Origin of the sequence: Microbacterium oleivorans (assembly GCF_013389665.1) — a bacterium.
Taxonomy (GTDB): Bacteria; Actinomycetota; Actinomycetes; order Actinomycetales; family Microbacteriaceae; genus Microbacterium; species Microbacterium oleivorans_C.
The window spans coordinates 1,838,360-1,852,215 of sequence record NZ_CP058316.1 but is presented as its reverse complement, the minus strand read 5'-3'; the positions used below and the strand labels follow the sequence as shown (position 1 = coordinate 1,852,215).

General features: G+C 71.9%; 11 protein-coding genes. 3 read left to right on the top strand and 8 right to left on the bottom strand.

Annotated features, from left to right (window positions below; genetic code table 11):
- Positions 1 to 44: 44 nt before the first annotated feature.
- The 3 genes from HW566_RS08795 to HW566_RS08780 all read left to right on the top strand — a co-directional run bounded on the left by HW566_RS08795 (position 45) and on the right by HW566_RS08780 (position 3,855).
- Positions 45 to 1,037, top strand: coding sequence for an ABC transporter substrate-binding protein (locus HW566_RS08795; RefSeq protein WP_178012141.1), 993 nt, complete (start codon positions 45 to 47; stop codon positions 1,035 to 1,037).
- A gap of 42 nt (positions 1,038 to 1,079) precedes the next feature.
- A complete protein-coding gene (locus HW566_RS16090) occupies positions 1,080 to 2,129 on the top strand; it encodes a GNAT family N-acetyltransferase (RefSeq protein ID WP_256728644.1) in 1,050 nt (349 codons plus the stop codon).
- A 112-nt stretch (positions 2,130 to 2,241) separates the two neighbouring features.
- Positions 2,242 to 3,855 carry a molybdopterin-dependent oxidoreductase gene (locus tag HW566_RS08780; protein ID WP_178012140.1) on the top strand — a complete coding sequence of 538 codons (1,614 nt, stop codon included), beginning with the start codon at positions 2,242 to 2,244 and terminating at the stop codon, positions 3,853 to 3,855.
- Between the two features lie 105 nt (positions 3,856 to 3,960).
- Here the strand turns inward: HW566_RS08780 and HW566_RS08775 are convergent, their stop codons facing one another.
- The 8 genes from HW566_RS08775 to HW566_RS08740 are packed head-to-tail and all read right to left on the bottom strand — an operon-like array spanning position 3,961 to position 13,783.
- Complete coding sequence (locus HW566_RS08775; RefSeq protein ID WP_178012138.1) at positions 3,961 to 5,277, bottom strand: MFS transporter; 1,317 nt, start codon at positions 5,275 to 5,277, stop codon at positions 3,961 to 3,963.
- Positions 5,274 to 6,380, bottom strand: a complete 1,107-nt coding sequence (locus HW566_RS08770) for an LLM class flavin-dependent oxidoreductase (protein ID WP_178012136.1) — start codon at positions 6,378 to 6,380, stop codon at positions 5,274 to 5,276. Before HW566_RS08770 ends, HW566_RS08775 begins: the two co-directional genes overlap by 4 nt.
- Positions 6,377 to 7,252, bottom strand: a complete 876-nt coding sequence (locus HW566_RS08765) for a DUF1684 domain-containing protein (protein WP_178012134.1) — start codon at positions 7,250 to 7,252, stop codon at positions 6,377 to 6,379. The genes HW566_RS08770 and HW566_RS08765 overlap by 4 nt, the downstream gene beginning before the upstream one ends.
- Entirely contained in the window at positions 7,249 to 8,592 is a 1,344-nt protein-coding gene (locus HW566_RS08760) for a M20/M25/M40 family metallo-hydrolase (RefSeq protein ID WP_178012132.1), read from the bottom strand. Before HW566_RS08760 ends, HW566_RS08765 begins: the two co-directional genes overlap by 4 nt.
- A complete protein-coding gene (locus HW566_RS08755) occupies positions 8,589 to 10,238 on the bottom strand; it encodes a dipeptide ABC transporter ATP-binding protein (protein WP_178012131.1) in 1,650 nt (549 codons plus the stop codon). The genes HW566_RS08760 and HW566_RS08755 overlap by 4 nt, the downstream gene beginning before the upstream one ends.
- Complete coding sequence (locus HW566_RS08750) at positions 10,235 to 11,158, bottom strand: ABC transporter permease (RefSeq protein ID WP_178012130.1); 924 nt, start codon at positions 11,156 to 11,158, stop codon at positions 10,235 to 10,237. Before HW566_RS08750 ends, HW566_RS08755 begins: the two co-directional genes overlap by 4 nt.
- Positions 11,159 to 11,170: 12 nt before the next feature.
- Entirely contained in the window at positions 11,171 to 12,127 is a 957-nt protein-coding gene (locus HW566_RS08745; protein ID WP_178012128.1) for an ABC transporter permease, read from the bottom strand.
- 30 nt (positions 12,128 to 12,157) lie between these two features.
- Positions 12,158 to 13,783 carry an ABC transporter substrate-binding protein gene (locus HW566_RS08740; protein ID WP_178012126.1) on the bottom strand — a complete coding sequence of 542 codons (1,626 nt, stop codon included), beginning with the start codon at positions 13,781 to 13,783 and terminating at the stop codon, positions 12,158 to 12,160.
- Between the last annotated feature and the right edge of the window lie 73 nt (positions 13,784 to 13,856).

Below are 13,856 nucleotides of genomic sequence, written 5' to 3'. Positions count from 1 at the left end.
TTCCACTCCACCCGCACCCCACCTTTTCGAGAGAGATCCACAGCATGGCCATCAGCAAGAAGCAGGGCATCGCCGCCGGACTCGGCGTCGTCGCGGTCGCCGCGATCGTCGGCGGCATCGTCACCGCGGTGAACCTCAACCGGCCCGCCGAGGCCGAAGCCGCCGCCCCGGCGGCCACGACCGCGAACGTCGCGACCGACGACATCCACTGGGTGCACCTCGACGAGCCCGTCGCCGAGGCCGTCGCTGCCCTCGAGGCGAGCGGGTTCACCCCTGTCGAGGCCGGGAAGCTCACCGTCGCCCACTCGGCCTACCTCCCGCCCCTCGGCTACATCCCCGAGGGCGAGACCGAGGCCGCCGGCACCGAGCCCAACATCGGCTCGCTCGTCGCCGAGGCGCTCGGCCTCGAGTACAACCCGGTCGTCGTGGCGTGGGCCGACTGGCCTCTCGGCATCCAGTCGGGCAAGTACGACCTGATCGCCTCCAACGTCACGGTGACCGAGGAGCGCAAGGAGCTCTACGATTTCGCGAGCTACCGCGAAGATCTGCTCGGCTTCTACGTGAAGGCCGACAGCGACATCGACAAGATCGAGGCGGCTGCCGACATCTCCGGGCTGAAGATCGTCGTCGGCTCGGGCACCAACCAGGAGCAGGTGTTGCTGGCGTGGAACGAGGAGCTCGAAGCCGCCGGCGAGGCGCCGGCCGAGCTGCAGTACTACGACGACAACGCCGCAGCCGTTCTCGCGCTCCAGTCCGGCCGTGTCGACGCGACGTTCGGCCCCAACGCGACCTCTGCCTGGTCGGCCCGTGAGACCGGCGACACGAAGCTCGTGGGGCTCGTACCCGGCGGCTGGCCCCAGACCGCGAACATCGCCGCCGCGACGGCGAAGGGCAACGGACTGATCGAACCGGTGTCGATCGCCCTGAACGCCATCATCGAGGGCGGGCAGTACGACGAGGTGCTCGAGACGTGGGGGCTCGAGTCCGAGCGCGTCGAGAAGAGCGAGATCAACCCTCCGGGCCTGCCGAAGTCGTGAGCCGCGGAGCGACTCCGTCCCGTCGAGAGGTAGCGTCGAGCAGTGACCACAACCGCGACAGCCGTCACCATCCGCCTGGTCCGAACCGAGGAGTTCGAGCGTGCCGGCGACCTCACCGCGCGAGCCTATGAGCACAGCTATGCCGGCCTGTCGGACGGCTACCTCTCATCGCTGCGCGACGTGGCGACGCGCGTGCGGCAGGGCGACGTTTGGGTAGCGGTCGACGGCGGCGGCGAGATCCTCGGCACGGTCTGGGTCTCGCGCCCGCACCGCCCGCTGGCCGCGGTGGCGCTGTCCGGCGAAACCGACTTCCGCCAGCTCGCGGTCGCCCCGGAAGCCCGCGGGCGAGGCATCGGCGAGGCGCTCACCCGCCATGTCATCGACCTCGCCCGCGAGCGCGGATCGCACCGGGTCGTGATGAACAGCGGCCCCGAGATGACGGCGGCGCACGCGCTGTACGCGAAGCTCGGATTCCAACGCCTGCACGACCGCGAGGGCACGATCGAGGTCGAGCCCGGCCGCTTCATCGAGCTGCTCTCTTTCGGTTACGACCTCGACCCCGCACAGAGCGCGGAACCCGCCGCCGCGGGCCCGGCGCCGACGTGGCTGCTCGAGGAGGTCGACTACGACGACCCGCGCGCCGGCGCGCTCCGCGCCGAGATGGACCGCGAGGTCGGGCCGCGGTACGCCGACCGCTTCGAGGACGCCGATCCGGAGGCAGCAGCCCGCTCGGCCCGCGCTTTCGCGGTCGACCCGTCGACGATCGTCGCGACCGTGCTCGTGACGGATGCCGCGGGCACGGCCGTCGGCCACGGCGCGCTGCGAGACCTCGCGCACGACGGCACCCGCGACCTCGAGATCAAGCGGGTCTTCGTGCACCCTCGGGCCCGAGGGCTGGGGGCCAGCCGGGTGCTGCTCGCCGAGCTCGAGCGCATCGCGCGCGACCGCGGCGCAGCGCGCGTCATCCTGCAGACCGGCGATCGCCAGCACGACGCCGTCGTGCTCTACGAGCGCCTCGGCTACACGCCCATCCCGATCTACGCCCCCTACACCGAGTACGCCTTCTCCCGCTGCTTCGCGAAGTCCTTCTAGCGCCCCGCCCCGCGCCGCGCCACCGTCCGGCGCAGATTTCCATCCATTGCGGGTTCGGTGACGAACACAGTAGGCACGGTAGGAGTGATCTGCCGATCGAGAGGCGACAGCGATGGCGAAATCAACCGCACCAGCGAAGCACGCGAAGGCCCGTCGCTGGGTCTGGGTCCTGTGGAGCGCGCTTGCCGGCATCGTCAGCGCGGCGGCGTTCCTGGCCGTGGCGGAACTCATCGCGCTCCTGGTCGCGCGTGAGAGCAGCCCCATCCTCGCGGTGGGCGCGTTCGTCATCGACATCGTGCCGCAGCCCCTGAAGGAGTTCGCGATCGCGACGTTCGGCGAGGCCGACAAGATCGTGCTGCTGGGGAGCCTGGGCCTCGCGGTCGTCGTCGCCGCCGCGGTCGCCGGCGTGCTGCAGTTCTTCGCGCGTCCGTTCGGGCTCGTCGTCATCGGAATCGCGGGCGTCCTCTCCACGGCGGCGATCGTCACCCGCACCGGCGCCAGCCCCCTCGCGTTCGTCCCGCCCGTCGTGGGCATGCTCGTCGGGGCATTCGTGCTGGTCTTCCTCATCACGCGCCTGCGCCGCTGGGCGGACGGTCCGAAGCCGTCCGCGGACGAGGAGGCCGCAGTGCCCGCCGCCGCGGACCGCCAGCGCGGACTCGGTCGCCGCTCGTTCCTCCTGGCCACGGGAGGCGTGGGCCTCGCCGCCGTCGTCGTCGGAGTCGGTGCCCGGCTGCTGAACGCGACGACCGCTTCGATCGACGCCCTCCGCCGCGAGCTCGCGCTGCCCGAGCCGCGCTCGACCGTCACGATCCCCGAGGGCGCCGAGCTCGACGTCGAGGGCATCTCGCCGCTGATCACCCCGAACGCCGACTTCTACCGCGTCGACACTGCTCTGACCGTGCCCTCCGTCGACCCGACATCGTGGCGGCTCGTCATCGACGGCATGGTCGACCAGCGCGTCGAGCTGAGCTTCGACGATCTCGTCGGCATGGGGCTCGACGAATACGCCGTCACCTTGACCTGCGTCTCGAACGAGGTCGGCGGCGGCCTCGTGGGCAACGCCATCTGGCAGGGCGTGCCCATCCGCGACATCCTCCGGATGGCCGGGCCGCAGTCGGGTGCCGACATGGTGCTCTCGACGAGCGTCGACGGCTACACGGCGTCCACTCCGCTCGAGGCTCTCACCGACGACTCTCGCGACGCCATCTTCGCCGTCGCGATGAACGGTGAGCCGCTGCCGCTCGAGCACGGCTTCCCGGTGCGCATGGTGGTGCCCGGGCTGTATGGCTACGTCTCGGCGACCAAGTGGGTCACCGAGCTCAAGGTCACCACGTTCGAGGCCGACGAGGCGTACTGGACCCCGCGCGGCTACGCGGCGGAGGCGCCGATCAAGTTCTCGTCCCGCATCGACACCCCGCGGACCGGAACCCCCGTCGCAGCGGGGACCGTCGCCGTCGCCGGCATGGCGTGGGCGCAGACGGTCGGCATCGACCGCGTCGAGGTGCGCATCGACGACGGCGACTGGCAGGCCGCCACGCTCTCGACTCCGATCAATGCCGACACCTGGGTGCAGTGGGTGCTCGAGTGGCAGGCCGAGGCCGGAACCCACTACGTCGAGGTGCGCGCCGTCAACAAGAACGGCGACACGCAGGTCGAGGAGCGCGCTCCCATCGCACCCGACGGCTCGAGCGGCTGGCAGCGCGTCCTCGTCACCGTCAGCGCCTGACCGCCCTGCCTTCTTCCTACCCCCGGCGTCGACTCGCCACAGAACGGCGGATCCCGGCTTCGTCGCATCCGCCGTTCCTGGTGAGTCGACGGGCTGATGCGGGGATCAGGGGGCGAGGGCGGAACGGTGAGGCGTCACGGCCGGACCGCGGAGCGCGGGATGGAGCGCCGCCGCGAGCGACAGTGCGCTCGCGACGAAGCAGACCGCGACCGCTGTCTGCAGCGAGCCGGCCGTAGCCTGACCGCTGGCGGTGAGCAGGATGCCGGTGGTGAGGGCGACGAGAAACGTCGCCGCGAGCCGTTGCGTGAGCTGCAGGAAGGATGCCGCGACGCCGTGCAGGCGCGGCGACGCGAACGCCAGCGTGAGCGCCCGGATCGGCGGTTCGACGAGACCGCCGGCGAACCCGAGGCCGATCTGCGCCGCCGCCGCGATCATGAGCAGCGCGCTGTCGCCGACGAGAGGTGTGACGACCGTGAACGTCGCGAACAGCAGCAGCTGGATCGTCAGTCCAAGGGACACGGTCGTCGTGCCGATCCGGGCGAACACATGCTGGCTCAGCAAGGAGGCCACGAGTCTGGACACCGCACCCGGAGCGAAGAGCAGGTCGATCGCGAGGGGCGTCAGCCCGGGGCGCTGCAGGAAGTACAGGGTCACCGCCGAGGCGAAGGCCATTCCGCTGCCGAACCACAGCAGCGCCGAGACGTTGCCCGCGACGAAGCCGCGCGAGCGCACGAGGTCGGGCGCGAAGAGGGGGAGCCGTCCCTGCCGGCCGTAGTGACGCTCCCATCCGACGAGTGCCAGCGACAGCACGCCGGCGGCGGCCGCGATCCCGATGCCGGCGCCGCCCGACAGACCGGGCTCGACGACGGGCAGGGTCACGGCCACCACGATCGCGCAGAGCAGTGCGATGCCGGGAAGGTCCAGGGCGACGCGGCGCCTCTCGGGGCGGGCCTCGCGGACCGGCCCGGGAAGCCCGCGCGCCCCGAGCGCGAGCGCCGCGAGCACGAACGGCAGGGGCATCAGCAGCACGATGCGCCAGGCGCCGCCTGGCGACGCGGCATCCGACACGAGAGCCGCCGCGACCGGCCCGAGCAGCCCTGCGAGGGCGCCTGTCGCCGTGTACGCGCCGAGCGCCCGCAACCGGGCCGCACCGGTGAACAGGTCTTGGATCGTGCCCAGCACCTGCGCGCTGATGACACCGGCCCCGAGACCCTGAACGAACCGGGCCGCGACCAGCAGGCCGGAGGGGATCAGCCCCAGGCCGAAGGTGAGCGAGAACGACGCGAGCAGCCACTGCACGCCGGCGGTCGACGCGTGGAGGGATGCCGCGACGTCCGGCGCCGCGTATGTGATGACGGTCGCGTCGAACAGCGTCGCGAAGCCGGCCGCGAGGCAGGCCCACAGCGCCGCGCGCGGCTTCACGCGGGCACGGTGACGGGATCGTTCCCGACGGCGGCCCCCGCCCGATCCGAAGCGGGGTCGAGGTCGGTCCACAGGGTCGTCGGCAGCTCGCGGCGCAGCACCGGCGCGACCTCCGTGGCGAAGCGGTGCAGGATGTCGAGCTGGCGGGCGAACGGCACCGTGGTGGGCAGGCTGATGGACTGCAGGTCGTGCCGCAGCCGGCCGTGGAAGCGGGCGATCTTGTCGATCACCTGCTGCGGTGTGCCCACGAGCGCCGGGCCCTCGGCGACGGCGTGCTCGATGTCGCGGAACGGGGTGTTGTTGCCCGGCACGTTCGTCGCCGCGACCAGTGCGTTGTACACCGGGCCGTACGCCGCGACGGCCTCCTGGGTCGTGTCGGCGATGAAGAGCGCACCCGACCCCGCGCCGACGAAGGCACCGCGGGGATCGTGCCCGTGCCGGGCGAACTCGGCACGGTAGTGGTCGACGAGCACGCCGTAGTTCTCGAGCGGCTGGATGGCGTTCGCGCTGAACAGCGGATCGCCGTACTGCGCGGCCAACGCTGCGGAGAACAGCGTGGTGGCGGACCCGTGCCAGACGCGTGGCGCTCCCGCGAACGGGCGGGGGAGCGTCGTGACGCCCGCCAGCGATCGCGTGTACGGCGAGCCCGCCCAGGTCACATCCGTCCGACGCCAGAGCTCGCGCAGGAGCGCGTACTTGTCGGCCAGCAGCTCCCACTGATCGTCGATGTCGAGGCCGAAGAGCGGGAACTGAGCGACTTCGTTGCCCTTCCCGATCGTGATGTCGAGGCGTCCGCGCGAGAGCTGATCGATCGTCGCGTAGTCCTCGGCGACGCGCACGGGGTCGAGGACCGACAGCACCGTGACACCCGAGTTCAAGCGGATGCGGGTTGTGCGCGCCGCGATCGCCGCGAGGAGCACGGTCGGCGACGACGAGATGAAGTGGCCCGCGTGGCGTTCGCCCACGGCGACGGCGTCGAGCCCCCACTCCTCGGCTCGGACCGCCTGCTCGACGGTCTCGGCGAACCGGTCGGCCGGCGATACCTGGCGTCCCGTGATCGGGTCGGGGCGATAGGGGACGATGTCGAGCAGTTGGAACTTCACGGCGACACCTCCGCGCCGGCGATCACGCGCGCGAGAGGGGTCTTCTCGCCCGCCTCGATCCCGATCGGGAGCCGGTTCTCGGACGGCGGCAGCGGGCACGTCGCGTGATCGGTGTACGCGCACGGCAGGTTGACGGCGCGGTTGAAGTCGATGACCGTCGCTCCGTCGGCATCGGGCGCGGCGACCGAGACCGAACGGTTGGCTGCGTACGTCGTGATCCCGCTCGTCGCGTCGGTGAACAGGACGAGGAGGCTGCCCGGGGCACCGTGTCCGGGGAAGGCGGTCAGCGAGAAGGTCTCACCGCGCCACTCGAACTCGAGCACGCCGGGAGCGTCGTACACGTGCGTGAGACCGTCGACGGCCGCCCCCACGGCCGTCGGGCGAGGAGCGTCGAACGCGCGGAACCGTGCCGCCACGCGCCAGCGCGGGTTCGGGACGTACGTGGGCGTCCCGGTGTACGCGGCCAGGAAGGGATGGTCGGCCCGCCGCGGGCGCACGATGGTGTGGCCGCCTCGCTGCGCGAGCTCCACCACTCCGGCGACGTCGCCGTCCGTGAAGCCGAGGCTCACGCCGCCGCGCTCGGGGATCTCGCCGAAGGCGTACTCGCCGCTCAGCGTCTCGCCGGCGAGGTCGAGCGTCTCGCCCTCGGCCAGGCTCACCACCGGCCCGTCTGGTCCGAGCGTCCACGTGCCGGGTGCGTCGGGCAGCGTGACGGCTGTGTCGCCGAGCCAGTGCAGCCCCGTCACCGCGAGGAACCCGTGCGCGTCGGCGCGTCGCGCCTCGTGCTCGCGGTGCCAGCTCTCCCAGTCGCGACCGAAGGCGGCGCGGTCGATGGTGCCTCCGGGGATGCTGTCGTCGATCGTCGTGCTCATGTGTTCTCCTGATCGTGGAAGGTGCGCACGACGTGGTCGAGCGCGTGGACGGTGAGGTCGAGCGAGGCGAGGTCGATGCGCTCGTCGTGGCCGTGGAAGAGCCGCCGGAAGGTGCCGTAGTCCCAGCGCTCGCTGAGCACGCCGAACCCATAGGCCGGGATGCCGCGGCGTCGGTAGAACCGGCCATCGGTGCCGCCGATGCCGAGCATCGGGAGCAGCTCCGCGCCCGGGTAGGCCCGGCGCACGGCGCTTCCGAGCGCCGCGAACAGCGGGGTGTCCGTCGGCGAGATCGTCGACTCGCCGAACCAGTCGCCCTCGATCTCGATGTGCTCGAGCAGATCGCCGAGTGCCTCGCGCAGGTAGCCCTGCACGTCGTCGCGCGTCACGCCCGGCAGGATGCGGATGTCGAGCTGCACGGTCGCCTCGCCGGGGATGACGTTGGCCTTCTCGCCCGCGCGCATCACGTTCGGCGAGATGGTCGTATGGGTCGAGGCGTGCGCGAACCCGTTGAGCTCGCCGAGCGCATCGACGCCCTCGAAGAACCGGGCAGGGTCGGTGACCGCCGCGCTCACGTCGGGGTCGAGGTCGAGGGCCTCGGCGTAGGCGCGCCACTGCGGCGTGATGACCGTGCGGCCGCGGAAGCGCGCGAGCCGCGTCACCGCCTCGGCGGCGACCACGCCGGCGTTCCGGGCCCCCCACGGCGCGGAGCCGTGGCCCGGCACGCCCCGTGCCCGCAGCAGCCGCCCGGCTCCGCCCTTCTCTCCGACCATGACGCCGAGCGAGGGTGTCGAGCCGGCGTGCGCGCCGCCCGACTCGGTCAGGACGTAGTCGGCGTCGATCAGGTCGAGCCGGTGCTCGGTGAGCCAGCCGACGCCGAACCTGCTGCCGCTCTCCTCGTCGGCGACCGCCGCGAAGACGAGGTCGCCGCGGGGACGGAACCCGCTCGTCGCGAGCGCGCGCGTGACGACGGCATAGGCCGCGGTGAGGTTCAGCATGTCGATCGCTCCCCGCCCCCACAGCACGCCGTCGACGATCTCGGCGGCGAACGGATCGCGTTCCCATCCCGCCGGCTCCACCGGAACGACGTCCGTGTGCCCGACGAGCGCGAGCGAGGGTGCGCCGGGATCGGTGCCCTCGATCCTCACGATCAGCGACTGACGTCCCGGATGCGGCTCGACGACGACGCCCTCGAGGCCGGAGCCGGCGAAGAACTCCTGCAACGTGCGCACTTGCCGCCATTCCTGCCCCGAGTCGGGGGTGCCGTCGTTGACCGCGGCGTTGCGGATCAGCTGCTGCAGCAGCTCGGTCGTCTGCTCGGCGAGACCCGGCGCGCCGCTCATGCGGCGGCCTCGCGGGCGCGCCCGGGGATGGCGTCGATGAGGCGGCGCGTGTACTCCTCGCGTGGCCGCGTCAGCACCTCTGCCGTCCGCCCCTGCTCGACCACGCGGCCCTTCTGCATCACCGCGACGCGGTCGGAGATCTCGCGGACGACGGCGAGGTCGTGACTGATGAAGAGGTAGGACACCCTCAGCTGCTGCTGCAGTTCGACGAGCAGGTCGAGGATCTGCGCCTGCACCGAGACGTCGAGCGCCGAGACCGCCTCGTCGAGGACGACGAGGTCGGGGTCGGTCGCCAGGGCGCGGGCGATCGCGACGCGCTGGCGCTGCCCGCCCGACAGCTCGGCGGGTCGGCGGCGGGCGGTGTCGGCGGGGAGCGCGACGCGATCGAGCAGCTCGCGCACGCGGGAGGCTCGGGCGGCGCGGTCGCCGACACCGAACGCGCGCAGCGGCTCGTCGATGACGTCCGCGATCGTGAACCGCGGGTCGAGCGACGCGTACGGGCTCTGGTAGACGAGCTGGAACCGGCGACGGAGCGAGCGCAATCGCTCGCGTCCGGCGGTGACGAGATCGACCCCGTCGAAGCGGATGCCGCCCGCCGTCGGCTGCTCGAGCCGCAGCGCGAGCCGGGCGGTGGTGCTCTTGCCCGAACCTGACTCGCCCACGACGGCGAGGGTCTCGGCCCGCCCGACCGTGAACGACACGTCGTCGACCGCGACGAGACGGCGTCGCCCCGGGAGGGTGAACTCCTTGCGCAGCCGGGTCACCTCGAGGAGCGGCACGTGCTCCTCGACCGCTCGCTCCTCGTTCCGCTCCGTCCGCTCGTCGACCTGCGGCGCCGGTCTCCCGGCCCGCAGGCCCGGCGCCGCGGCGATGAGCGCACGCGTATACGGATGCTGCGGGTCCGCGAGCACGGCGCTCGCCGGTCCCTGCTCGACGATGCGTCCGTGCTGCATCACGATGATCCGGTCGGCGCGGTCGGCGGCCACGCCGAGATCGTGCGTGATGAGCAGCACCGCCGTGCCGAGGGTGTCGGCGAGCGTGTCGATGTGGTCGAGGATCTGCTTCTGCACCGTCACATCGAGGGCGCTCGTAGGCTCGTCGGCGATCACGAGCTGCGGCTCGGCCGCGAGCGCCGCGGCGATGAGAGCGCGCTGCCGCATTCCGCCCGAGAACTGGTGCGGAAACTGCTGCGCCCGCGCCTCGGGCTCGGGGATGCCGGCGAGCCCGAGCAGTTCGACCGCCTGCCGGTCGGCAGCGCGGCGCGATGCGAGCCCGTGGATCACGAGCGGCTCGCCGACCTGCCGGCCCACGCGCTTCACCGGGTTCAGGCTCGTGCCCGGATCCTGCGGGATCAGACCGATCCTGCGGCCGCGCACCTCGCGCCATGCCCGCGGCGAGAGCCCGGTGATGTCCTCACCGTCGAGGCGGACGGTGCCGGCGTCGACGCGAGCGTTGCGTGCCAGCAGGTGGATGACGGCGTGCGCGGTCGTGCTCTTGCCCGATCCGGACTCGCCGACGATGGCGACGACCTCTCCGCGATCGACCGAGAACGAGACGTCCGTCACCGCGGGCCGCGTCTCACCGTCGACCACGTAGGAGACGCCCAGTCCATCGACCTCGAGCAGGGGGGCGGGCTGAGCGGTCATCGGGTTCCTCCGTTGCGTTCGAGAGCGCGTGAGATGCGGTTGGCCGAGAGCACGACGGCGACGATCACGAGCCCGGGGAGCGTCGTCAGCCACCAGGCCACAGCGAGGTAGTCGCGGCCGCCCGACACGAGCGACCCCCACTCGGGCGTCGGCGGCGGTGCCCCGAATCCGAGGAACGACAGCGACGAGATAGCCAGCACCATGACGCCGAACTCCAGTGCGGCCAGGGCGACGACCGGTCCCGACGCGTTCGGCAGCACGTGGCGGGCGAGGATCGTGTACCACCGCACCCCCGAGACGCGGGCGGCCTCGACGTACACCGCCGTCGCGACCTGCAGCACCTCGGCGCGCATCACGCGGGAGAACGACGCGACGCTCGCGAGCCCGACCGCGATCGCGACGTTGATCGTCCCGAAGCCGAGAGCCGTGATGAGGGCGAGCGAGAGCAGCAGGCTCGGGATGGCCAGGAGAACGTCCATGAAGCGCATGATCGCGTCGTCGACGAGACCGCGCAGGAAGCCGGCGAGCAGCCCGAACACCGAGCCCACCGTGAGCCCGACGACGACCGCGACGCTCGTCGCGGCGAGCGACGTGGCCGAGCCGTGCACGACCCGGGCGAAGAGGTCCCGGCCGAGGTTGTCGGTGCCGAACACGTGCTCGGTCGACGGCGGCTGCAGCCGGTCGCGCGCCACCCCCTCGATCGGATCCCACGTCGTGAACCAGGTCGGCGCCACGGCCCACAGCACGACCAGGGCGAGCACCGCGACGGCGAGCACGAGCGTGGGCTGGCGGAGGATCGAACGGATGCCGCGTGCGGCGCGTGTCCGCGCCGTGCGGGCATGGCTTCTCCGCGGGCCGCCGGATGGCTCGGGTGCGATCGGCTCCGCGGGACGGATGGGGGCGTCGAGGGTGATGGCCATGATTCCTCCGGCTCAGGCGGCGACGAACGCCGTGCGCGCGAGCGTGATGCGACGGTCGACGAGCGGGTAGACGAGATCGACGAGCAGGTTGGCTACGACGAAGACGAGGGCGGCGAACACCACCACGATCTGCACGACCGGCACGTCGCGGTTGTTCACGGCGGTCACCACCAGGCGCCCGATGCCCAGCCGCGAGAAGACGGTCTCGGTCACGACGGCGCCCGAGAGCAGCCCGCCCACGAGGACGCCGCCCATCGTGAGGGTCGGGATGACGGCGTTGCGCAGCGCGTGACCGAACTGCACGCGGGCCTCGCCGGCGCCCTTCGCGCGGACGACCTCGACGTAGGGCTGCGCGAGGGTCGAGCGCAGGCTGCGCGAGAGCAGCTGGGCGATGAACGCCCCCGAGGGGATCGCGATCGTCACGGCGGGCAGCACGAGGCTCACGAAGCCGTCGTCGCCCATCGCCGGGAACAGGCGCAGCTGGAACGAGAACGCCTGCAGCAGCAGGAGGCCGATCCAGAACACCGGGATGGAGACGCCGATCGGCGGAAGCGAGAACAGCAGGTTGCGCAGCCACGTGGTGCGCGTGAGCGAGGCCGCGAGGGCGAGGACCGCGCCGAGGGCGATCGACAGGACGAATGCGAAGCCGGTCAGGGCGAGCGTCGGAGGCAGCGCCTCGCCGAGCAGGTCGGCGGCGGGGCGCCCGGTCTGCGTCGAGGTGCCGAAGTCGCCGACGAGCGCCCGCCCGAGCGCCGTGAGGTACTGCTCCCACAGGGGACGATCGAGCCCGAGCTCGGCGCGCAACCGCGCCACCAGCTCGGGGTCGACCGCTTCCTGGTCGGCACCGCCCGCGAACAACGCCGCGGCGTCGCCCGGGAGCAGGTAGAGGACGAGGAACGAGATCGTGTACGCCGCCCAGAGCACGACCAGTCCCTGCCCGACGCGTCGCGCGATGTAGGTGAGCCACATGATGATCCGTCCCCCGTCCGTTCGACGCGCTTACTCGGCGATCCAGGCGTCGAAGAAGTCGAGCCGGCTCGACGCCTCGAACGTCAGCCCCCGCACCTTCGAGGCCGCGGTGATGGTGGTCGACAGCTCGTAGATCGGGATGGCGATCCCCTCGGTGACGAGCGCGCGTGCCGCCTCGTCGACGACGGTCTGACGCTCGGCGGCATCCGTGATCGCCGACTGCTCGTCGAGCAGGTCGTCGACGGCGGTGCGCGTCGTGCGACGGGTGTTGCCGGTCGGGTTGTCGGCTGTGAAGACGGTGCGCAGCACGTCGGGGTCGGAGCGGGTCAAGTTGCCGTAGACGAAGTCGTAGGTGCCGTCGGCCGACGCCGCCTGCGAGTCGGCGATGCTGGCGAACTTCAGCTGCAGGTCGACGCCGATCTCGCGCAGCTGCTGCTGGACGAGCTCGAGCACCTCCTTGGGTGACTGCCAGTAGGTGACGAGGAAGCTGAGCTTCTCGCCGTCCTTCTCGCGGATACCGTCGGCACCGACCGCCCATCCGGCGTCGTCGAGCAGCTCGCCCGCGGCGTCCGGGTCGTACTCGAGCACGTCGCTCAGGTCGCTGAAGTACGGCGTCGACGAGGCGAGCGGCGAGACGGCCGGCTTGTCGTCGGGGCCGAGCAGGGTCGCGGTGATCTCCTCGCGGTCGATGCCCTTCTGGATCGCCAGGCGCACGTCGGGGTCGGCGAGCTTGGGCGTCGACTGGTTCGCGTAGAGGTTGTAGACGACGCCGGGGTTGGCGCGGTTCTCGCTCCAGAAGCCGTCGCCCTCGAAGAGCACGGCGTCGGTCGCCGAGATGCCGGTCGTGGCGTCGATCTGCCCCGACTGCAGGCTGCCGGTGCGGTTGCCGGCCTCGGGCACCACGACGTACTCGATCGCGTCGAGATACGCCTCGCCGGTGTGCTCGTTGGTCGAGGGGCCCCAGGCATAGCCCTCGCGGCGCACGAGGGTCGCGCCCTGGTTGGGCGTGTAGCTCTCGACCGAGAACGGGCCCGAGCCGATGTAGTCGCCGAGGCAGCGGTCGGCCTGGCTCACCGCGGCGGTGGCGGGCGAGAGCAGGCCGAGGCTGAAGGTCGAGGTCGCCTGCAGGAACTGCGCGCTCGGGCGCGAGAACGTGATCGTCACGGTGTCGTCGTCGACCACGTCGATGCTCGCGAGGTCGGCGAGGTACGACGACCCGAGCGGGGCCTTCGCGCCGAGCGCCTGGATGGCCTCGAAGTTCGTCTTCACCGAGGCGGCGTCGATCGGCGCGCCGTCGGCGTAGGTCGCGCCGTCGCGCAGCGTGAACGTGAAGCTCGTCGCGTCGGCGTTGACCTCGTAGTCCTCGGCGAGCCACGGCAGGATCTCGCCCGTCTCGGCATCCTGCGTCGTCAGCGAGGCCACGGTCTGGCGGGCGATCGCGATCGCGTCGTTGTTGCCGACCTGCTGCGGGTCGATGCACTGGCTGTCGACGGAGATCGCGAAGGTCAGCGTGCCGCCCGAGACCGGCTCGCCGGACGGCGAGGGACTCGTGCCGGCGGTGGTCGAGCTGCAGGCGGAGAGGAGGAGGGTGCCGGCGGCCACGCCGGCGAGGAGCACGGTCGGGAGCGCGCGGGGACGGGTGCGGAGAAGAGGCATGCGTCCCAGGCTCGCGACCATGGGCTCGGCCGGCGCGCGCCCCCGTCACACAGCGGAAGACCCCGACACCCGG

Excerpts from the sequence above, each read along its gene's own strand:
- HW566_RS08795 (WP_178012141.1), top strand. The coding sequence starts at position 45 with ATGGCCATCAGCAAGAAGCAGGGCATCGCCGCCGGACTCGGCGTCGTC.
- HW566_RS08760 (WP_178012132.1), bottom strand. The coding sequence starts at position 8,592 with ATGAGCGGCGCGCCGGGTCTCGCCGAGCAGACGACCGAGCTGCTGCAG.
- HW566_RS08750 (WP_178012130.1), bottom strand. The coding sequence starts at position 11,158 with ATGGCCATCACCCTCGACGCCCCCATCCGTCCCGCGGAGCCGATCGCA.
- HW566_RS08765 (WP_178012134.1), bottom strand. The coding sequence starts at position 7,252 with ATGAGCACGACGATCGACGACAGCATCCCCGGAGGCACCATCGACCGC.
- HW566_RS08745 (WP_178012128.1), bottom strand. The coding sequence starts at position 12,127 with ATGTGGCTCACCTACATCGCGCGACGCGTCGGGCAGGGACTGGTCGTG.
- HW566_RS08780 (WP_178012140.1), top strand. The coding sequence starts at position 2,242 with ATGGCGAAATCAACCGCACCAGCGAAGCACGCGAAGGCCCGTCGCTGG.
- HW566_RS08740 (WP_178012126.1), bottom strand. The coding sequence starts at position 13,783 with ATGCCTCTTCTCCGCACCCGTCCCCGCGCGCTCCCGACCGTGCTCCTC.
- HW566_RS08755 (WP_178012131.1), bottom strand. The coding sequence starts at position 10,238 with ATGACCGCTCAGCCCGCCCCCCTGCTCGAGGTCGATGGACTGGGCGTC.